Raw genomic sequence first — 19,521 nt, forward strand, 5'->3', positions numbered from 1 at the left:
CTTTAATCATATATTCATGGTAATAAAATATGGTATACTTAAGGTAATTATTTTTTTCGCGTGACCCATCAGGGAACAGCTCTGCTGTGACCAGGGACTAAGACCGATAGGTCGTGGACCGGTGATGGGTCAAAGTGCTTTATTATAAGGATAAGGTGCTAAAGATGAGAAAAATCGCGTAGCCCCCAAATTACTAATAGGGGGGGTAAATTAACCGAAAGACAACTAGTAAAACCCCCAAGTTCGTATGGGGGTTAAGGGTTACAGGAGTTTTGTATCAATGTGCAAAATTACCTAGCATGTCCTATAATATGTTTTCAAAAATGAGACAATATAATAAAACAATCATTTAAATCGGCATATGTCAACTATTGTAATGAATATAAGTAGCCACTTTTTATGACTATGAATTTCTTTATTACTGTTTTATCAACACTAATATTGTGAATTTTTAGTTGTATATTGTTGCAATGTTCGGGATCTGTTATTAACCTCGTTTTTTTGCTAAGATATAGATACTTTTTTAGTCTCCCAGTTAGTAAATATTTATATATTGTGATGACATAAGAAGCGTCTTGACCTATATTCGATACAATAAACCAGGACGATTAGGCTACCTTTTAAAACTGACCAGTCTGTTCTCCACGTGACTTGGCATAATCTATTCAGACTTTAAATTGCATTTTTTTATAATCAGGAATCAGTGTTTATAGTCATTTTTAGTGAGGAAGTGTTGGCATGAAAGATTTATCGCAACAACCGATTATCTTTACTGGTAAACTTAACAGTTTGACACGACTACAAGCCCAACAATTGGCAGCGATGTTAGGGGCGTTTCCTCAAACTAACATGAATCAAAAAATAAAGTATGTGATTGCTGGTCAAATAGAGCAGTCCATGTTCGAAATATTAACCACCAAAAAAATTAAGTATGCTGAGACGCACAGCGTTGAAATTTTGAATGAAAGCGAATTTTTAAAGTGGTGTATTTGGCGCTTACAACAGAAAAATTCTTTTTAGTCACGTGTGATTTGGATTAAAAACAGCCTTTCGTTCTTTTTTTGAACAGAAAGGCTGTTTTTTTTACGTACTTTAGTAATTAATGGTTGCTGGTTAACGATTTGAGGCGCTTTTTAAGATTTTGTGTATCAATAGACTATGCAAAGTTATTATATCTTAAAGCGGCTTTTAAAGGGATTGAAAGGGCTTTGATTCAAAAGCTATTTCTGAAAATACTAATACTATGTTATTTGGATTAAAATTGTTTTGGTTTCACTAAATAGTCGACATCAGTCTGGGTTGCTCAGAAGTCCAAGCAGCCATTGGTTGGTATATCAATTTTTATAATCCCAATCGTATCTCAAATGTCGCCTAATTAACTGAACAAAAATAGTCCAATTTATTGACTTCTGAGCACGACAGCTGCCACGGCATTTTCTTGACCATAACGGTCATTGAGAAAATTGCTGGTTACTTCAAAAAAGGCGCTCTGTTGCTCGTAGGGCGCTTCTGCGAGTTCTTCAGGTAAAGTGACAATCCAAGTCGCTAACGCCTTTACATCGTCTCTTTTCATGCAATAAACGTCATTTAAACGCGCATTGAAGCGTGACAGCATATCAGAACCATCCGCCATGAGCTCTTGATTCAGATAGGTTTTCGACACATCAATTTCTTTGTTAGTGTGATGGTCGGTTTTACGTTCAAAATGGACCGCTAAACCGGGTACTGCGCCACGCGTATTTTTCTTTAAATGCGCCATCAAAAATGCCTCCTCGAAAAAGGTTTTCCAAGACCAGTATAACACCGTTGAAAATCTGGTATAGCCTGTTATACCAAAATAGTATTTTGGACAGGCTCTGCGAGGCGCGTCATCGACAAGCGATGACAGTAGCTTGTCCCCTTCGTACTGGGGAAACTGCTATTTTACAGCGCCACTTATCCGGCTTGTAAAACCTCCGGCGGGTCACGCCGTGACGGGGCAATTTATCATTGCAGGATCGCTTTCAGCGGGAGCATGTCATGCAGAACGCTACCCGCGTTGGGCAAGCTGGCGTCAGCTTAACCACATAAAATACAGTAAAAAAGATGAATCATATATTCAAAAAATGGATGGTTTTTTTGAGTATATGATCATTCTTGTTTACAATTACTTTGATAGTTGCTGGTTGGCTAACATTCCACAAGGATAGATTATCACCAATGAATGCCTCTTTACGACTATTTGTTATCCAAAAGAAATTTGCGCTAAAATAATTGAATTATCTATAATTGATTGAGGGGGAATCAGATCATGAAAATATCAGAATATTGTTGCAATAATCTTGTACAAAAAAATAACATACAAATTGGGAATTATTTGCAAAGTTATTTCTAAATAAATTTAATTACTTAATTATTTTAGATCCTGATTTGAGATTTGATCACATAGTTAAATTATTGAATAGAAAGGTGCATAATGAAACATTTTAGTAATATTATTATCGGATTTGGAAAAGCGGGTAAAACACTTGCAGGCACACTTGCAAAGCATGGTGAAGAAGTATTAGTTATTGAAAAAGACCCCAACATGTATGGTGGTACGTGTATAAATATTGCTTGTTTACCAACTAAAAATATGATTATCAATGCACACCGTGGCATAAGATATGAAGCTGCCTTAAAAAAGAAAAATGATCTAACTGCAAAGCTACGTAATAAAAATTATCATAAGGTGGCTGATTTAAGCGGCGTAACAGTTTTGACAGCTACTGCTGAATTTTTAGATGATCATACACTGCAAGTATCTGATAATTCAGGGCAGGAAACATTGCAAGCAGATCGAATTTTTATTAATACAGGGGCCACACCAGTTTGGCCTAATATTGATGGATTGCTTAATAGTAAAAAGGTTTATTCATCAACAGATCTACTTGCAAAAGATAAACAATTAAAAGAGTTAGTTATTCTAGGTAGTGGTCCCATTGGATTAGAATTTGCATCAATGTATACACAATTTGGTAGCCATGTAACGATCGTTGATAAGGCACCTAAGATTTTGGGGAAATTTGAACCTGAGGTTGCTCAACAAGCTAAACATGATTTAGAAGAGGATGGGATATCCTTTTTGTTAGAAAGCCATATAACTAATGTAAATGACACGCTAAATGGTGTTACATTAACAATAAGCACACCAGAAGGAATGAAAGAAATACAGGCAGATGGACTACTAGTTGCTACAGGTCGTCGAGCTAATGTGACCGATTTGCACCTAGAACGAACCAGCATTAAAACAGGTAGTCACGGTGAAATTTTAGTCAATGATGTACTAGAAACAAATGCTAAAGATGTCTATGCTTTAGGCGATGTTACTGGTGGACCACAATTCACGTATATTTCATTAGATGATTGGCGCATTATTGCTAATAATTTGTATGGTAATAAGACACGAAGTCGTTTAAATCGACCAGTATTCGCGAACACTATTTTTTTAAATCCGGCTATTAGTAGTATTGGAAGAACAGAGGAACAGCTCCGTGAGGCAGGCATTGATTATACAGTATTGAAAATATCTGCAGCTAGTGTGCCTAAAGCACAAGTAATTGGTAATCCAAGAAGCATTTATAAAGCATTGATAGATCCACAGAGTCATCAGATTTTGGGTACAACAATTTATGCTGAAGAATCATTTGAAACGATTAATATCATTAGCCTAGCGATGCAGAATCACCTTCCAGCTGAAGCTTTGCGCGATCAAATATACACCCATCCAACAATGACAGAGGCATTAAATGATTTGTTTGATCAAATCTAATAAATCATTTATAACAAATTAAAATAGAGATCCTCAAGGAATAAGTCCTTGAGGATTTTTATATGGTAGATTGTAAAATTAAACCGAACACTTGAATAAAAAAGCCGCAGCGCCTTTAATGGTAATTGTCTAAAACAACCATAAAGGAACTGCGACTCATGACTAGTTTATCATCTCAAGGACGCACTGTCATTCAAACTTTACTCGAATTGAATTATTCTGTTCGTGCCATTGCGCGCTTTATTAAACGCTCTCCTTCAACCGTTTCGATTGAAATTCATCAAGTTACACCCTATAAAGCTGAGATTGCTCATGCGTTGGCATTGAAAAAACGTCATCTACGTGGTCGTCATGACACGCTAACACCAGCTATCGCTGTCTTTTTGAATCACCACATTGGTATATTGAAGTGGTCACCAGAAACCGCTGCGCATGTTTTAGGGTTACCTTTCAAAACGATTTATAATTGGCTCAATGCTGGTCGACTCAAACTATCATTGGCTGATTTACCTGACAAAGGTATCCGTCAAAAGCGTCAATCTGATGGTAGACGACAAGTATTTGTGCATGGTTGTTCGATTGAAACGAGACCTGAAAGTGTGAAAGCACGACAAACCTTTGGACATTTTGAAGTTGACACCATGCAATCGGGTAAAAGACGTGGCGATGTGCTGGTGACAATTACTGAAAGACTAAGCCGGCAACATATCGTGAGACAGGTCACTGGGCGCAATAGTCAGGCAGTGAGACCAGTCTTAATTCATTTTTTTCAAGGGATCAAAAATGCCAAGTCAATCACTGTTGATCGTGGGCGAGAATTTGCAAAATATAACGAAATCGAGCAAAAACTAGGCATTCCAGTCTATTTTGCGCACCCATATTCACCAGAAGAACGTGGGAGTAATGAGATATTAAATCGATACGTCCGTCGTTTTATACCGAAAGAACGCAAAATTGAAACAGTTAGCGCCAAAGAATTAGATCAAATTAATCATTGGATCAATGCGAGACCAATGAAAACACTCAACTGGCAATCACCACGAAAGGTTTTTCAGCAGTTTGCAGTGTTCGGTTAATTCTTGCAATCTACCATAAGTTAATTGTTTTTTAGCAGAAAAATTAAGTATAGTAATAATGGTAAGCGTTAATCTTGCTAGTTTTATGATTTTTTAAGATAATAATGTATGGGCGTATGGGCGTTCTAATTAAAATATAAGGGAGATTTTTTATGTGGAAAGAATTTAGAGACTTTGCCTTTAAGGGAAATGTCGTCGATCTAGCAGTGGCTGTCATTATAGGTGGTGCTTTTGGATTAATTGTAAAATCATTGGTTAATGATATTATTATGCCACTTGTGGGTATATTAATTGGAGGGATTGATATTTCTAAGATGGCTGTAAAAGTTGGAACAGCTACTGTAGCCTATGGATCATTCTTACAGACAATTATTAACTTTTTGATTATTGCTTTTTCAATATTTATAATGGTTAAAGTATTTAACAAAGTAAATAAGAAACGTGTTGAAGAAAAAGTTGTTGAAGAAACCAATACAGAAAAATATTTGAAACAAATTACAGAAATTCTTGAGAAAAAATAAATTGCAATTTTTAACATACGTACTGATACCTTATTATTTGGTGTTAGTACTTTTTATTCTTTTGGATAATTACTTTCAATAAAAAAGGCCATTCTGGGGGAATGGCTTTTTTTTGAGAGAATTTTTGAGAGAATAATTGATGAATAAAATTTATGGGAGAGAAGAGAATAGTCATCTAATTGACTATGTATTGAGTATAAAATAGCTAGATTAAATCTAGGCTAAATAATGGATGTAGTTATTATTTATTTTTTTGTTCATCAGAATACCATAGATAGTTTGAAAGTGTATCGGTTATTAAACTGATTAAATCGACTAGCATTGAAAACATAAACTACCTTTCTTTTCAAATCACAAATTCTTTGTTTTTAAGTAATTCTTTTTGTTTCTTACCAATGGCATAGGTGTAAATTTCCATTAAGACTTTTTTCTTATCAGGATCCTTTTCGTTTAAAGCATTGTCCATTAATACTTGTAAGTTGTTTTTTTCAGCTTCCAAAAACAACTCTTCAAAAATATTTTTATCAGCCATAATTTAAGCTCCTTGTTGTCTTTAAAATGGTATCTAGTCTAATTATACTAATAAGCAAAATAATCCGTCAGCAAAACGAATAAAATGAGTTTAATGCGCACTTACACATAGAAAATTCTATGGTAGTCCGTATGACCTATTTTTTAGGTCAATGCGCACTTACACTCCACCAAGAAACTGGTTGATTAATTGCTAGAAAGCAGTGTGTCAGAAGTCGCTATAGGCGACAACTTAAAAACTATCAAAAATTCTTGTTGCGAGCATACTATGTGTGGCCACACATGAGGTGAAAACATATCAATATTGATATGCTTTTGTTTGGGAAATTCCCAATCCCTTTTTGAATTAAAATCAATTTTGATAAGCGGACGGTTGATGAACGAAAAATACTAACAAACAAAACGGACGCTATAAAAGTAACCTTAGAAGAAAATTATTGAAATAGTCAACAAAAATTAAATCTGTTATATTAGTTACCGAGGCGTTAAGATTAAGCGCCGTGAAGGGAGGTGGGTCTCCTTGATACTATTAGTTAATGAATTGCAACTGCTCAACGCTGCATTATGGCAAATTTTTGTTGGCATAACGTTAATCTGGTTGCAAAAGTATTTCGACGATCGTCGTTAATGCATGTGCCTCGTCCTGCCAGACGGGGTTTTTTTGTAAAATAAAAGCTCGTCGCCTGCCAGCGATGAGCTCGAAAGGATTGGAATCTCCAAACCTATTAGTTAATGTACATATATTATAACGTAATTAGTTTGTTTTATGCAATTAACAGATATTTTAAGTCTTAATTTCAATAATTTATAGTGTATGATGATAGGTTTAAAATGGAAAATAGTTATGTATTATTTTTGTGCTTGTTCTAGGCGATCAACATCATTTGCTAGATCAAGGATATAATTTTCTTGCGATTTTCTGCCCCATATGAAGCCTACTAAAAATAAGCAAACCTTAGCTATAACTACAACTATAGCCGTAGTTATAGCTAATGAGCTTAACCAAAATCAATTTGATTCAACATAGTCTCACGGCTGGCTTGATCTAAACCAAGGTAAGCCAGTGTCATGGCCGCACTAGAATGATTCAATAAGTGCATGACTAAGCCAATATTATAATATTTTTACTTATTTAGAACTATTTCATAAACTTGATGGACGTCAAGTTTATATCTCCCAAAAGTTAATACACTTTAGTTGAACTAAAATTAAGGGAGAAATCATATGCAACATAATATTCTTAAATATAAAAATAAAATTATGAGTATCACTGGCTTACTCATTGCCTTAGGACTAATTTCACACTTTATTTTTGCCAATACAATAATTTTTAATAGTGCTTTTATTATAGCTTCGATATTAGGCGCTACCCCCATTTCTTTACAGGCTTATCAGGCTATGAAAGTAAAAGTAGTAAGTATTGATGTTTTAGTAACGATAGCGGTCATTGGTGCTCTCTTTATTCAAAATTATGAAGAATCAGCAATTGTTACTTTTTTATTTTTATTTGGATCATATTTAGAACAACGAACACTTAACCAAACACGATCAGCTATTAAAGAGTTGACGGAAATGGCTCCAGAAACTGCTTTTAAGCAATTGACAGGGGGACAATTTGCAGAAGTAGATATTGATGAAGTAGAAGAAGGGGATATTCTCCTAGTAAAGACTGGTGCCAAGATTCCCGTAGATGGTAGGGTAACTACTGGAAAAGGATATGTAAATGAGGCTAATATCACAGGTGAATCTTTACCTTTAAAGAAAGAAAAAGACGATGAAGTATTTGCCGGTACTATTATGGACAATGGTACTATTCAAATAGTGGCTGATAGAGTAGGGGAAGATTCTACATTTGGAAAAATTATTGAGTTGGTAGAAGAAGCACAGGATTCTAAATCAGAAGCAGAACGATTCATTGACCAGTTTTCTCGCTGGTATACACCTGCAGTACTTACAATTGGGCTGTTGGTTTGGGTATTAACCAAAGATACAGAACTTGCGATTACTGTATTAGTACTTGGTTGCCCAGGAGCCTTGGTAATTGGTGTACCTGTTTCAAATGTTGCGGGGATAGGAAATGGCGCAAAAAATGGTATTCTATTTAAAGGTTCTGAAGTGATTAGTCATTTTGCCAATGCAGATACAGTGTTATTCGATAAAACAGGTACCTTAACTGAAGGAAAGCCTGAAGTGAGCGATATTATTCATTATGGAAATAATCAGGAGGAGGATTTATCTCTATTGCTTTCAGTTGAAAGTGAGTCTGATCATCCATTAGCTGTCGCTATTGCAAATAAATTAGCACAATATAAAGTAAGGCCTATAGAAAATACACAGGTTGTAAAAGGTGGGGGCGTAATTGCTCACGTAGATGGGCACGTTGTTTCAGTAGGAAATAAAACCTTAATGAAACAAGAAAGTATACCGCTATCTGATGATGTTCTTAAAAAATTGAATAAATTAGAAAGAACCGGTAATTCAATTGTATTAACGGCAGTTGATCATAAGTTAATCATGTTAATGGGTATCCGCGACAAAGTTCGACCAGGTGTTAAACAGGACTTACAAAAATTAAAATCACTTGGTATTAAAAATCTCATTGTATTATCAGGTGATAACCAAGGTACAGTTAATTCAGTTAAAAAGGAACTAGGTTTAACCGAAGCCCATGGTGATATGCTACCAGAGGACAAGCAAGCATTTCTAAAAAGACGACAGGACTCAGGTGAAATAGTCGTTTTTATCGGTGACGGCGTTAATGACAGTCCCTCTCTGGCTACTGCAGAGGTAGGTATAGCTATGGGGAATGGAACAGATGTCGCAATTGAAAGTTCAGATATTGTTTTAATGAATTCTAACTTTAACCGCCTTCCTCATGCTTTAGGCCTAGCAAAAGGAACATATGCGAATATGCGACAAAATATTCTAATTGCTGTTGGCGTCGTGATAATACTATTGGTTAGTTTAATATTTAGTGAATGGATGTCTATGTCAATTGGGATGTTGGTTCATGAGGCCAGTATTTTAGTAGTTATTTTAAATGCAATGAGATTAAGAGGTTATCAATTAAGATAATTGATCTATATCAATTATCTTAAAAAGAATGGCCTATATAATTTATTTAAAGGAGTGATAGATATGACTAAAGCAACATTAAAATTAGAAACATTAACTTGTCCATCATGTTTACAAAAAATCGAACGTGGTTTAAAACAGACTGCTGGTGTAAAAAAAGATTCTGTAAAAGTACTTTTCAATGCGAGTAAGGTAAAAGTGGATTTTGATGAAAATCAGGTCAATTTGAATACAATTGAAAAAGCAATTGAAGACTTAGGATACCCAGTAATTAGTTCAAAAGTAAAGGAAGGTGCATAAAATGACAACGGTAAATGAAAGGCAAGAAAAATTAGCTGCCGAACAAGCATATAAAGAACACATTCATCATACTAAGATTAATTCTGCAGCTGTTACAGATCATATACTTGCTAATATTCATACATTACATGTAAAATTGCATCAATATCATTGGTATGTAAAAGGCAAAAATTTCTATGCATTGCATAATGTTTTTGAAAATTTATATAACGAGAATGAGGCATGGTTTGATAAAATTGCAGAACGTTTACTAGCTTCAGGATTTAAGCCAGCATCAACAACTACTGAATTTCAAGAATTTACAACGATTTCTGAAGATTCTTCGGAAAAATATTACACTGCTGATGAGATGGTCCTACAGATAGTAGAAGATTTTAGATCTAATCGTGAATTTACTATTCGTGCAATTCGCTTAGCACAGGAAGAAGAAAATGATGCTTCGGAAGATTCACTAATTAGTTATAAAGCTTATTTAGACGTAAATATTTGGCAACTTCAAGCATTTATTAATAAGGATGCCTTAGAAGACGATGACTATATAGATAACGATTAATTAGGAGGAAAAAGGTATGGCAGACCATAATCATCATAGTCATGTAGATTGTATACGTTTAGTGCCGATTTTCAATCATCTCAATGATGAACAAATGCATCTAATTGCTCAATCAGCGCATGAAGTACAATACGTAAAGAATGAGCTATTATTTAGGTTTGGTGATAAAGATGACACATTATATATCATAAACAATGGACGTGTACGTATTTATAGCCTAAGTGAATCTGGTCGTGAGCAAACCATACGTATCCTACATCCGGGTGATTTTATGGGGGAAGTTGCTGTTTTACAGACTGAGGGTTATCATTCGAATTATGCTGAAGCAATATCGGAAACAAGTATTTGTAGGATTCATAAAAAGGATTTAGATCAATATTTAGATCGCTATCCAGAAATCATGCGACGAATATTATCGGATATTACAAAACGACTACAGTTATCAGAAAAACAAACTGTGCAAGTCAGTACTGAACCTGTTGAAGCTCGAATTATTGATTTTCTATCAGAAAATGTTGAAGATGAAAAAAACCATACTTATGTGACTTTACCCATGTCAAAAAAAGATTTGGCTACTTACCTGGGGACAACTCCAGAAACAATAAGCCGTAAGTTCTCATCATTGGAAGAGAGAGGTCTAATTAAACGGCACACCCAAAAATGTGTTGAGATATTTGATTTAGATGAATTATTATTTGTATCAAGTTAAGTCGATTTATACTTAAAAATAAGGATATCGTTTTAAATGATGAACATGGCGGTACACAGTTCATCGTCACTAACCTAAGTCTTCCACAAAAAGACATCGTCCGTGTTTACCGCAAGCTTGCGGCGATTGAAGATATTATTCGCGAGCTTAAAGGTGGATTTGCCTTTGGCAAAACTGATAGCAGTTCATTTTTCGCCAACAAAGCGCGCATGTGGATCTCAGTAATTGCATCAAACTTGATGCGGTTGATGAAGAGTATTGCGTTGGACGACCAGCAACAATCGTGGACAATCAATACCTTTCGAGACCGTTTGTTAAAAATCGGTGGACGTGTGTCACTAAGCACGCCCGCAAGGTGATTTTGACGTTAGATAGCCGCATCCAAGAACAATTCGATGGTCTGTTCTGGCGAGCTTGGGAACGACTAAATGCTTTGTGGCAATAAAACAACGAAGTAGATTTTAAAAAAAATAGCAAAATCTGGCTGGTTTTAGTGTTCCTATTTTTCTCAAAAAACGCTCAATCGAAAAAACACCCTGAAACTGTGCCAAGGTAATGGCAGTTTCAAGGTGTTTTATCGTATTTTACTGATTTAGCTGTGGTTAAAAATTTAGTGCATGAATAATCCGGGTTTTATTTGTTTCGTTTTTGAAACATTTTTAATCCGATGTGAAATTACCGATAATTGGTCACTTTTTTCTTATATATTGGTTTTATCACCACTGAGAGAAACTGGAGAAAATAAATGAAAAAACACGTTTCAGCCATCGTCTACGGTGGCTTAGATGGCATTATCACGACGTTCGCAGTCGTTGCTGGATCGGTCGGTGGTAACGTTTCAAACATCGTTATCATCATTTTGGGATTCTCAAACTTATTAGCCGATGGCTTTTCAATGGGGGCCGGTGCCTACCTGTCAGCAACATCGGATAACAATCAATCAAAAAGTAAAGCATTGGCAGCTGGTATCGCGACATTCATTTCGTTTAACGTCTTCGGTTTAATTCCACTAGGTGCCTACTTAATTACAAATGCGCTCATTCACGACAAAGACATCGCCTTTCCAATCGCCTTTGTCATCGTCGGTGTCTCTTTGGCGTTGCTAGGCTGGGTGAAGGCCAACCTGTCAGAGCAGAAAGTAAGAACAGAAATTCTACGCACACTTTCTGTCGGGTACGTCGCTGCAATTGTTGCTTATGGCGTTGGTATCTTACTGAATTATTATTTGTAGACAAAAAAACACCTTGAATATTCAAGACGTTTTTCTTTTTAGATATTTAGTTATATGGTAATCAGTTATAGATTATTTAAGTCAAACAATCCTCGATGCTTAGCTTCTTCTTTAGCTGCGTTCATTAAATCAGCAGAGTATAGCGCATCAGGGTGCTTGCCTGTCGATTCGTTAGAAATAATCCGGGTAAAATTTTAAATCATATTTTTAGAACACCTTTAATTGAGTCGACCTGTAATAGCTAACCATGTATACAAAGAAACGATATGTTATATTACGTCATCGAAAATGGTGTCCTTAGGGAGTTACTTTTAGTGGTTACCAACACGCCTGCTGACAAAAAACACTTTTTTGTAAAGAAAACCCCAAACAGGTGAGTAAATCTGTTCGGGGATATCTAGAAAGACGCTCTATGGTCGAGAAAAGTGAGATGGTGTAGAACTTAATACCCGGATTATTCATCAAGACAAACAAAAACCCGCTGAAACAGCAAGTTAATACCGTTTCAGCGGGTTTTGCGCTTTCACCCGTTGGGTGAAAACCATAGGAGCTCTTTGTTATGATATTTTGTTAGTGAAAAACAAACCAAATACTCAAAAATTGGAGCGTCTAAAATTATGACTCAAAAAGTATTACCTAGCAACCCTTTAGTTGCAGTTTCAGACAATGGGGCACCAATTACCTCGGATGGTGGCAACGTGTAATGATGTTGTCTAATTGTGCCTTAGTAATCCTAGTCATTAAAAATACCTCCATAGTGGCGTCAAAATGAACAAATACGTGCTAATTTAGGGAGATTAGTTGGCGTTATTACCCAAAATCAATTTGATCTAACATTGTTTCGCGACTTGCTTGATCTAACCCCAGATAAGTAAGCGTCATAGCCTCACTCGAATGATTCAATAAGTGCATGACTAAACCAATATTGTAGTTTGATTGCGTATAAACGCGATAGGCGCCTGTTTTACGCATGGTATGTGTGCCCAGATAGTTGATGCCTAAGAGATCACCAACGCGTGCCATCACCTTATAAAACTGCTTCTCAGTGATATGACGGTCTGGATGGGCCGTTGAGGGAAATAACCAGTCTGAATTGATATTCTGTTGGACTAGCCAATCATGATATTGCAACAAGTCTTGTTGCACGGGCTTTAAATATAGTGTATTTGCTTTACCGGTCTTTTTATCATGAATAAAGGCCGTGTGTTTAACAGAGCCATCTGGATTATAGACATCGGATTTCTTTAACGTCATCACATCACTCACCCGCAGCAGGGTGGCTTTGCCAACTTGAAAGATGGTGTAGTTACGGCGACCTGCCCGAAAACTATCTAGTAAGGTGTCTTGCACCATTTTTAAGACGTTAGAGTCTTTGATTGGGAGTACGATTTGTTGCATATCTATTTAACCTCAATAATAGAACAGTCCTTGCCTATAATTGGTTCACTTTTGTCAATGAATGACCAATTATTTTTATCGTAGTGGTAGATTGTAAAATTAATCCGAACGCTGTTCGGACAAAAAAGATCAGTTTCCATCATAAAGGACTCCCCGCGGGACTGCAATCAGGAGTCATTACTTCAACTGTTTTTGTTCATTATAGAAATTACGGTAAGCTAAATAGCACGCAATGATTGACCCCAAACTAGTCGCTGATAAGAGCATGAACGTGACCATAATTTGATACCTAATGGCCCGTACTGGATCGACCCCTGCAAAGATCAAACCGGACATCATCCCTGGCAGACTGACTAGACCCACAGTCTTTGCCGAATCAATGGTTGGTGACATCCCCGTACGAATCGCCTCACGCACGATGGCAATCGAAGCATCAAGTAGACCAGCCCCTAACGCCAACCGTTCAAGCACACCTTGCCGCTGGTCATGAAACTGACTATTGAGGCTGCGATAAGCCAGCCCAATTGCGACCATTGAATTCGACGCAATCATACCAGAAATGGGAATCATTTGCGATGGCACAAACTTAATCGCACCAGATAGCACGAGGACGCCGAGTGTTACCCCCGTACTAACAAAAATGGCTAATAACGAAATGGCTAATGCATGGTCAATCCCCGGCCCCCGTTTTTTCGCATTCCAAGCCGCATTGAAGATAATGAAGCCTATCATCGCCAGCGTTAGCCACAAATTGTTGACTCGGAAAATATACTTTAGCAAGTAACCCACGATAAATAGTTGTACAACAGCCCGCACGACACCAATGACGATGTCCCTATCTAAGCCAAGTTTCTGCCACAAACTAATTCCTAACGCGACGAGCACTAACATTGCCGCCAAAAATAGCGACGTATTATTAACTGCTAAATTCATGCGTGTACCTCCAATCTGCCAGCAACCACTTTCGCTAACTGATCTGCCGCAGCAATCTCTGTCGCATCATGAGTAATCAAGATCGTTGTCACGTGATCCTGCTCATTTAACTGTCGTAACCAGGCGTGCACGATTTGCTTATTATTTTCATCCAAACCAGCTGTCACCTCATCTAATAACAACACTTTTGGTAAGAATAAGATGTTGCGAATCAGCGCGACCCGCTGCCGTTCACCACCGGAAAGCTCGATAATCGGCTGATGCAGGGTTCGTTCGGACAGCCCAACATTATTTAACGCCGTTACCACTCGTTGCGTATCCATGACTTGCTTACGAATTTGGTACGGGAAAGCTAAGTTATCTGCCACCGTCTCACCAAATAACGTCGGTTGTTGGAAACAATATGAGACTTGCCGCCGATACATGATTGGGTCATAACTTTCAATCGGCTGCCCATCAAAAATCAAGGTCCCACTTGTTTTAGAAATCATGGCCGCAATGATCCGTAATAACGTACTTTTCCCACCACCGGATGGTCCCGTCAATGTAATATGAGCCCCAGCTGGAATCTGCCAATCAACATCATGTAAAATATGTTGATCAGCGATTTGATAATTAACTTTTTCTAAACTAATCAATGAATTCATATGCCCACCCCCGATCGCACAATGATCGGCGCCGACAACAGCCGGATGAAAAAGTGCTCAGAAGTCAATAATGTTTGATGTATTAATACACGAACCTGTGTAGCCATTGGCAAAGCCATATGAATCATACCTGAGTCAAAGTGTTCCGTATAACTACGGAGGAGTTCTAATTGAACTTTTAATTTATCATTATTTTCCTTGATTGATCGTTTTTGTCTAGACATACGTTTTCTCCTATCTAGGGAGTATTATATCATTTTATAAAAAAACAACCCCCGGTATCTACTAGTCAGATAATGAGGGTTGTTTTAATAGTCTTTTTGAGGGGTCATTATATAATTATAGACCCTGAGTTAAGGAATGTACTGATGTTTTCTAGTATAGGGCGCTGATGTCAAGATTATGGACAGATTTTCTTCTGCCCTGTAAACTAATAGCATAGGAGCAGGTGTTGGCATTTCTGTCTCTGAGAATCTATCAATTGTGATCATCGATTGGACAGAATTAACCCAATTAGCACGTCCTATTTTAGCACCTGTGCAGTAAAAATTTACACAGATGGATGAATTAGCTATTACGGCTCTCGTTGATCACATACAACACCGCATACCGTAACTTTTACCGATATCACACTCAAGCAGGGCAATACGGTGGCAAATGTTAATTAAAACAACAAAAGAGTGTCAGTGTTTTTATGTACTGACACTCTTTTTAGTTATCTATTGCATTTTAGCTTCAATATTTGCTAAGGTCACTTCTGAAGTAGACTCAAAATTCAAGTCCGCTCCTGACAAAACATCTGCGTTACCAATGGCTAGTGATGTCTCACCTGCGCCATTGATTGAGACAATACCAGCAGCTGAATCTTCCAATCCAATAACATTTTCTGGATTTAAATGTAAGACTTCCGCAGCACGAACGAAGATTTCAGGATCAGGTTTTCCCTTTGTCAAAGTGGCGGGATCAACAATGCCAACAAAATACTTGGTCAATCCCAAATGATCTAGAATCATTGGTGCGTTTTTAGAAGCTGATGCCACCGACATTGTATAGCCGGCCGCCTTAGCTGATTGAATGAAATCTTTCATGCCAGGTAAAATATCATCTTCAGTCAATGTTGAAATGAGTTGTTGGTAATGATGATTTTTCTTTTCTGCTAATGCTTCTTTATCTGCTTGAGAAAAATCATCGGCATGATCCCCAGCATCCAAAATCATTTGCAAGGAAGCCATGCGACTGATGCCCTTCAAACCTTCAGCCAATTCTGGTGTCCAAGTTGTGCCAACCTCATCAGCTGTTTGATGCCAAGCTTCGCCATGGAAACGCGCCGTATCAGCAATAACCCCATCTAAATCAAAGGCAAAACCTTTAATATCTGAAAATTTAGTCATTTTTATTTATCCTCATTTTTTTTAATTTGGTAAGTTACGGTATAAGTTTTTGTTTCGTTTGCTGGCAAAACAATATCACCAAAACCTTCATGATTAACCGCATCAGGTAAAGTCTGCATCTCAATAGCAAGCGCTGTTTTAATGTCACTGCTATCGTCAGGATTGGCAGTGAATACAACAACACCATTGCGATCTGAATCCACTGTCAAGGTCAAACTTTCATCGGGTGAAGTTAGTCCTACTCCCTCCCCTTGACGGCTTGGATCTAATACCCAAGCATCATCATAATGCTCTTGTCCCAAGGCGTGCAAATGCGCAAAATCAAATTTTGTATTTTGATTATCAAGCACGTTACCGGTTGGAATCGCGTGATTATCAACTTCAAGATGTTGATGTGACGCAATTTGTAATTTATGCTGACTGATATCTTGATCCTTACCAACTAAATTAAAGTAGACGTGCGTCATTGGGTTGAACAATGTATTTTCAGTTGAAACGCCACTAAATATAATATCTAGACGATCCTCATCGTCCAATCGATAGGTTACTTGGGCAGCTAATTGTCCGGCGAATTCATCATCAAAAGTACGTGTGAAATTAATTTCCGCTGCTGTACCCAAATTTCTTGCTTCACCGTGCCAATTAACCGCATCAAAGCCATTGATGCCAGAATGTAAAACATTGTCATGATCATTTGGTGTTAATGTAAAATGTGCCCCATTAATATCATAGTCAGTTTTTGATAAACGGCCACCAACGCGACCAATTGTGTTTCCAAAATGGAATGGATTATCTAAATACGCGGCTAAATCATTAAATTGTACTAATAATTCTTGTTTGACACCATCATGTTCAACGGAAAATGACTGCCAAGTTGCTCCGTACGAAATCGCAGTAATCTGTGTGTGTTTAATATTTTCTAGGGTAAACGCCGTCACGATTTTTCCGTCAGGTAATTGTCCAAAATCCTTCTCTACTACTTTCATGATATCCTTTCCTGCTATACAGCAAATGAGCGATTTCTCGCTCATCATCAGGCTTATTACTTTGTCAATTCGACATCTTGTCCTAATAGGTCAATAACTAATGGTTCACCTGAAATCAAGTCAACATGTGCACCTTGACCATCCACTGACACTTCCAAAACATGACCTCGGAATACCAAACGGAAAGCATATTTTGTCCAATTCTTTGGCAAGAATGGCTTCAAGTGGAGTTTACCATCACGCACACGCATGCCGGCAAATCCTTGCACAATCGCTAACCATGAACCTGTCATAGCGGTTATATGCAAACCATCTGACGTATCATTATTATAATTATCTAAGTCCAAACGGGCCGCACGTTCGTACATTTCAACTGCTTTATCTTCCATTTGTAAGTCAGCAGCCAAAATTGAGTGAACAGATGGCGACAATGATGACTCATGCACTGTCAATGGTTCATAGAATTCAAAGTTGTTACGCTTTTCTTCTTCTGTAAACGCGTCTGGGAAATAGAACATGGCATGTAATGTATCAGATTGCTTAATATATGGTGAGCGCAAAATGCGATCCCATGACCAGTTTTGGTTAATTGGACGAATATCTTGTGGCATATCAGCGATTGGAGTCAAATCTTTATCCAAGAATGTATCGTGTTGAACAAAGATATGCTTTTTACCCGTCTTGGTTTCAACATCAGCCTCTGGCAAATACATTTTATCAACAATTTCTTGCCACTTTGCTAATTCTTCATCTGTCAAAGCCAACTTAGCTTTTTCATCAGCATTAATTTCATCGTAGTGTTCAAGTGAGTATTGCAAAACCCACTTAGCCATCCAATTTGTATAGAAATTGTTATTAACATTGTTTTCGTACTCGTTGGGACCCGTGACACCATGAATCATGTACTTATCGTTTCGGGCAGAATAGTGGACACGATCTGCCCAGAAGCGGGCGATATTATACAAAACTTGTGCGCCATCACCGTCAAGCCATGAGTGATCTCCCGTGATGTTTGTATAATTATAAATCGCATAAGCAATTGTCGAATTACGGTGAATTTCTTCAAAAGTAATTTCCCACTCGTTGTGTGACTCGATACCATCAAAGGTCACCATTGGGTACAAAGCACCCTTTAAGCCTTGTTCTTTGGCATTGTGGAATGCACCATCCAACTGATCAAAACGATATTGTAGCAATGAACGGGTCACAGACGGATCAGCAACACCAAGGTAAACAGGAATAGCAAACGCTTCGGTGTCCCAATAAGTGGCACCACCGTACTTCTCGCCAGTGAAACCTTTTGGTCCGATATTCAAGCGTGGATCATTACCATAGTAAGTTGAGAATAACTGGAATAGGTTGAAGCGAATACCTTGCTGCGCCGCATCATCTCCTTCGATTTGAACATCAGCTTTTTCCCAACGATTAGCCCATTCTTGTGCATGCGCTGTGTATATGTCGTCGTATGTTTGTGCGGCAAGATCCGCAGTTAGTGTTTCACCTGCTTTAATCACTTGAGCTAGGCCATCATAATCACGTGAAGTTGTCACAATCACGCGCTTTTCAAAACTAACTGAACTTTTAGCTGGTACTTCAACGTCAAAGTTATCAGTCACTTCTTTTTCAGAGCGGTTCACACCATGCTTTTCACCGCCAACAAAGCTCTGACGGGCAACAACTGTAAATTGTGGCACACCAAACGGATTTTCAATTGTTTGCGTAGCGATAAATGATGAATCAGTGTCATTACCTGCATCCAAAACTTGCCAAAACTTTTCATCATAATTTGAATCTTCATTGACAACGTCGGCGTCGATACTAGCATCAAAACGAATTGTGTGCGTTTGACCATCAGCAGATGACAACTCATAGTGAATATCTGCCAATTCCTTAACTGCTGCTGAAACTAAGCGCGTGATTTTAAACGTTACGCCAAACACAGTAAACGTTCGATTCAAAACACCATTTTTCATATCCAATGATACTTCAAAATCAGTCACATCATTCTTAGCTAGATCAACTTGATTGCCATCAACGTAAATGTCTGCTTTGACATAGTTTAGCGCATTGATAGCTTTTCCAAAGTAAAGCGGATAACCATTTTTCCACCAACCGACACGTGTTTTATCTGGGAACCAAACACCACCAACGTAAATTCCTTGATGTGTGTCACCGGAATAGACTTCTTCAAACATGCCACGCATGCCCATGTATTCGTTGCCCAAACTCGTCATAGATTCTTGGAGACGTTTATCTTCGGGATTCAAATCATGTGACGTAACTGTCCAAGGATCAACTTCAAAAATTCGTTTCATAAGGATTTCTACCTCTTCAATTTTTCTAATGCTTAGCTTCAGCGCTAATATCTACGACGACCGGT

18 protein-coding genes and 1 pseudogene are annotated in these 19,521 nt (G+C 37.6%); 10 read left to right on the forward strand and 9 right to left on the reverse strand.

Annotated features, from left to right (window positions below; all coding sequences use genetic code 11):
- Nucleotides 1–738: 738 nt before the first annotated feature.
- Nucleotides 739–1,020: a BRCT domain-containing protein gene (locus tag AB3K24_RS10145; RefSeq protein WP_013102150.1), complete on the forward strand. Its 282-nt coding sequence runs from the start codon at nt 739–741 to the stop codon at nt 1,018–1,020.
- 394 nt (nt 1,021–1,414) lie between these two features.
- Here the strand turns inward: AB3K24_RS10145 and AB3K24_RS10150 are convergent.
- Nucleotides 1,415–1,759, reverse strand: a pseudogene (locus AB3K24_RS10150) (plasmid recombination protein); the annotation flags it as partial.
- Nucleotides 1,760–2,455: 696 nt separating this feature from the next.
- On the opposite strand from AB3K24_RS10150, the gene AB3K24_RS10155 reads away from it, so the two are divergent.
- From AB3K24_RS10155 to mscL, 3 genes are all read left to right on the forward strand, one after another.
- Nucleotides 2,456–3,790 carry an FAD-dependent oxidoreductase gene (locus AB3K24_RS10155; protein WP_013102131.1) on the forward strand — a complete coding sequence of 445 codons (1,335 nt, stop codon included), beginning with the start codon at nt 2,456–2,458 and terminating at the stop codon, nt 3,788–3,790.
- Between the two features lie 158 nt (nt 3,791–3,948).
- On the forward strand, nt 3,949–4,866 hold the full coding sequence (locus AB3K24_RS10160; protein WP_013102132.1) for an IS30 family transposase: 918 nt from the start codon (nt 3,949–3,951) through the stop codon (nt 4,864–4,866).
- Nucleotides 4,867–5,018: 152 nt separating this feature from the next.
- Entirely contained in the window at nt 5,019–5,387 is a 369-nt protein-coding gene (gene mscL / locus AB3K24_RS10165) for a large conductance mechanosensitive channel protein MscL (RefSeq protein ID WP_013102133.1), read from the forward strand.
- Nucleotides 5,388–5,733: 346 nt separating this feature from the next.
- Here the strand turns inward: mscL and AB3K24_RS10170 are convergent, their stop codons facing one another.
- Nucleotides 5,734–5,919 carry a hypothetical protein gene (locus tag AB3K24_RS10170; RefSeq protein ID WP_013102134.1) on the reverse strand — a complete coding sequence of 62 codons (186 nt, stop codon included), beginning with the start codon at nt 5,917–5,919 and terminating at the stop codon, nt 5,734–5,736.
- 1,223 nt (nt 5,920–7,142) lie between these two features.
- Between AB3K24_RS10170 and AB3K24_RS10175 the strand changes: the two genes are divergently transcribed.
- The 6 genes from AB3K24_RS10175 (at nt 7,143) to AB3K24_RS10200 (ending at nt 11,786) form a co-directional block, all read left to right on the forward strand.
- A complete protein-coding gene (locus tag AB3K24_RS10175; protein ID WP_013102136.1) occupies nt 7,143–8,993 on the forward strand; it encodes a heavy metal translocating P-type ATPase in 1,851 nt (616 codons plus the stop codon).
- Between the two features lie 63 nt (nt 8,994–9,056).
- Nucleotides 9,057–9,293, forward strand: coding sequence for a heavy-metal-associated domain-containing protein (locus tag AB3K24_RS10180; protein WP_004909683.1), 237 nt, complete (start codon nt 9,057–9,059; stop codon nt 9,291–9,293).
- Nucleotide 9,294: 1 nt separating this feature from the next.
- On the forward strand, nt 9,295–9,846 hold the full coding sequence (locus tag AB3K24_RS10185) for a Dps family protein (RefSeq protein ID WP_013102137.1): 552 nt from the start codon (nt 9,295–9,297) through the stop codon (nt 9,844–9,846).
- Nucleotides 9,847–9,862: 16 nt separating this feature from the next.
- Nucleotides 9,863–10,555, forward strand: a complete 693-nt coding sequence (locus tag AB3K24_RS10190; protein WP_013102138.1) for a Crp/Fnr family transcriptional regulator — start codon at nt 9,863–9,865, stop codon at nt 10,553–10,555.
- A 62-nt stretch (nt 10,556–10,617) separates the two neighbouring features.
- Complete coding sequence (locus tag AB3K24_RS10195; RefSeq protein ID WP_081579538.1) at nt 10,618–10,914, forward strand: transposase; 297 nt, start codon at nt 10,618–10,620, stop codon at nt 10,912–10,914.
- 386 nt (nt 10,915–11,300) lie between these two features.
- Nucleotides 11,301–11,786, forward strand: coding sequence for a VIT1/CCC1 transporter family protein (locus AB3K24_RS10200; protein WP_010276755.1), 486 nt, complete (start codon nt 11,301–11,303; stop codon nt 11,784–11,786).
- 810 nt (nt 11,787–12,596) lie between these two features.
- On the opposite strand, the gene AB3K24_RS10205 is transcribed toward AB3K24_RS10200, so the two are convergent.
- The 7 genes from AB3K24_RS10205 to AB3K24_RS10235 all read right to left on the reverse strand — a co-directional run bounded on the left by AB3K24_RS10205 (nt 12,597) and on the right by AB3K24_RS10235 (nt 19,456).
- Nucleotides 12,597–13,184, reverse strand: coding sequence for a site-specific integrase (locus AB3K24_RS10205; RefSeq protein WP_006844813.1), 588 nt, complete (start codon nt 13,182–13,184; stop codon nt 12,597–12,599).
- A 177-nt stretch (nt 13,185–13,361) separates the two neighbouring features.
- A complete protein-coding gene (locus AB3K24_RS10210; RefSeq protein ID WP_010276774.1) occupies nt 13,362–14,117 on the reverse strand; it encodes an ABC transporter permease in 756 nt (251 codons plus the stop codon).
- Complete coding sequence (locus AB3K24_RS10215) at nt 14,114–14,764, reverse strand: ABC transporter ATP-binding protein (protein WP_090091172.1); 651 nt, start codon at nt 14,762–14,764, stop codon at nt 14,114–14,116. Before AB3K24_RS10215 ends, AB3K24_RS10210 begins: the two co-directional genes overlap by 4 nt.
- Nucleotides 14,761–14,988, reverse strand: coding sequence for a hypothetical protein (locus tag AB3K24_RS10220; RefSeq protein ID WP_115231427.1), 228 nt, complete (start codon nt 14,986–14,988; stop codon nt 14,761–14,763). Before AB3K24_RS10220 ends, AB3K24_RS10215 begins: the two co-directional genes overlap by 4 nt.
- Before the next feature lie 495 nt (nt 14,989–15,483).
- Nucleotides 15,484–16,155 carry a beta-phosphoglucomutase gene (gene pgmB, locus AB3K24_RS10225; RefSeq protein ID WP_150281172.1) on the reverse strand — a complete coding sequence of 224 codons (672 nt, stop codon included), beginning with the start codon at nt 16,153–16,155 and terminating at the stop codon, nt 15,484–15,486.
- A gap of 2 nt (nt 16,156–16,157) precedes the next feature.
- Complete coding sequence (locus AB3K24_RS10230) at nt 16,158–17,141, reverse strand: aldose epimerase family protein (protein ID WP_150281173.1); 984 nt, start codon at nt 17,139–17,141, stop codon at nt 16,158–16,160.
- Nucleotides 17,142–17,197: 56 nt separating this feature from the next.
- The gene (locus AB3K24_RS10235) at nt 17,198–19,456 is read right to left on the reverse strand and encodes a glycoside hydrolase family 65 protein (protein ID WP_150281174.1); all 2,259 of its coding nucleotides are present in this window, start codon (nt 19,454–19,456) and stop codon (nt 17,198–17,200) included.
- Between the last annotated feature and the right edge of the window lie 65 nt (nt 19,457–19,521).

This window comes from Leuconostoc aquikimchii, assembly GCF_040838325.1.
Classification (GTDB): domain Bacteria; phylum Bacillota; class Bacilli; order Lactobacillales; family Lactobacillaceae; genus Leuconostoc; species Leuconostoc aquikimchii.

What these genes read in the sequence shown, in the direction of transcription:
- AB3K24_RS10155 (WP_013102131.1), top strand. Translation starts at nt 2,456, where the DNA reads ATGAAACATTTTAGTAATATTATTATCGGATTTGGAAAAGCGGGTAAA.
- AB3K24_RS10210 (WP_010276774.1), bottom strand. Translation starts at nt 14,117, where the DNA reads ATGAATTTAGCAGTTAATAATACGTCGCTATTTTTGGCGGCAATGTTA.
- AB3K24_RS10170 (WP_013102134.1), bottom strand. Translation starts at nt 5,919, where the DNA reads ATGGCTGATAAAAATATTTTTGAAGAGTTGTTTTTGGAAGCTGAAAAA.
- AB3K24_RS10175 (WP_013102136.1), top strand. Translation starts at nt 7,143, where the DNA reads ATGCAACATAATATTCTTAAATATAAAAATAAAATTATGAGTATCACT.
- AB3K24_RS10205 (WP_006844813.1), bottom strand. Translation starts at nt 13,184, where the DNA reads ATGCAACAAATCGTACTCCCAATCAAAGACTCTAACGTCTTAAAAATG.
- AB3K24_RS10200 (WP_010276755.1), top strand. Translation starts at nt 11,301, where the DNA reads ATGAAAAAACACGTTTCAGCCATCGTCTACGGTGGCTTAGATGGCATT.
- AB3K24_RS10160 (WP_013102132.1), top strand. Translation starts at nt 3,949, where the DNA reads ATGACTAGTTTATCATCTCAAGGACGCACTGTCATTCAAACTTTACTC.
- AB3K24_RS10190 (WP_013102138.1), top strand. Translation starts at nt 9,863, where the DNA reads ATGGCAGACCATAATCATCATAGTCATGTAGATTGTATACGTTTAGTG.
- mscL (WP_013102133.1), top strand. Translation starts at nt 5,019, where the DNA reads ATGTGGAAAGAATTTAGAGACTTTGCCTTTAAGGGAAATGTCGTCGAT.
- pgmB (WP_150281172.1), bottom strand. Translation starts at nt 16,155, where the DNA reads ATGACTAAATTTTCAGATATTAAAGGTTTTGCCTTTGATTTAGATGGG.
- AB3K24_RS10215 (WP_090091172.1), bottom strand. Translation starts at nt 14,764, where the DNA reads ATGAATTCATTGATTAGTTTAGAAAAAGTTAATTATCAAATCGCTGAT.
- AB3K24_RS10145 (WP_013102150.1), top strand. Translation starts at nt 739, where the DNA reads ATGAAAGATTTATCGCAACAACCGATTATCTTTACTGGTAAACTTAAC.
- AB3K24_RS10220 (WP_115231427.1), bottom strand. Translation starts at nt 14,988, where the DNA reads ATGTCTAGACAAAAACGATCAATCAAGGAAAATAATGATAAATTAAAA.
- AB3K24_RS10180 (WP_004909683.1), top strand. Translation starts at nt 9,057, where the DNA reads ATGACTAAAGCAACATTAAAATTAGAAACATTAACTTGTCCATCATGT.
- AB3K24_RS10235 (WP_150281174.1), bottom strand. Translation starts at nt 19,456, where the DNA reads ATGAAACGAATTTTTGAAGTTGATCCTTGGACAGTTACGTCACATGAT.
- AB3K24_RS10230 (WP_150281173.1), bottom strand. Translation starts at nt 17,141, where the DNA reads ATGAAAGTAGTAGAGAAGGATTTTGGACAATTACCTGACGGAAAAATC.
- AB3K24_RS10185 (WP_013102137.1), top strand. Translation starts at nt 9,295, where the DNA reads ATGACAACGGTAAATGAAAGGCAAGAAAAATTAGCTGCCGAACAAGCA.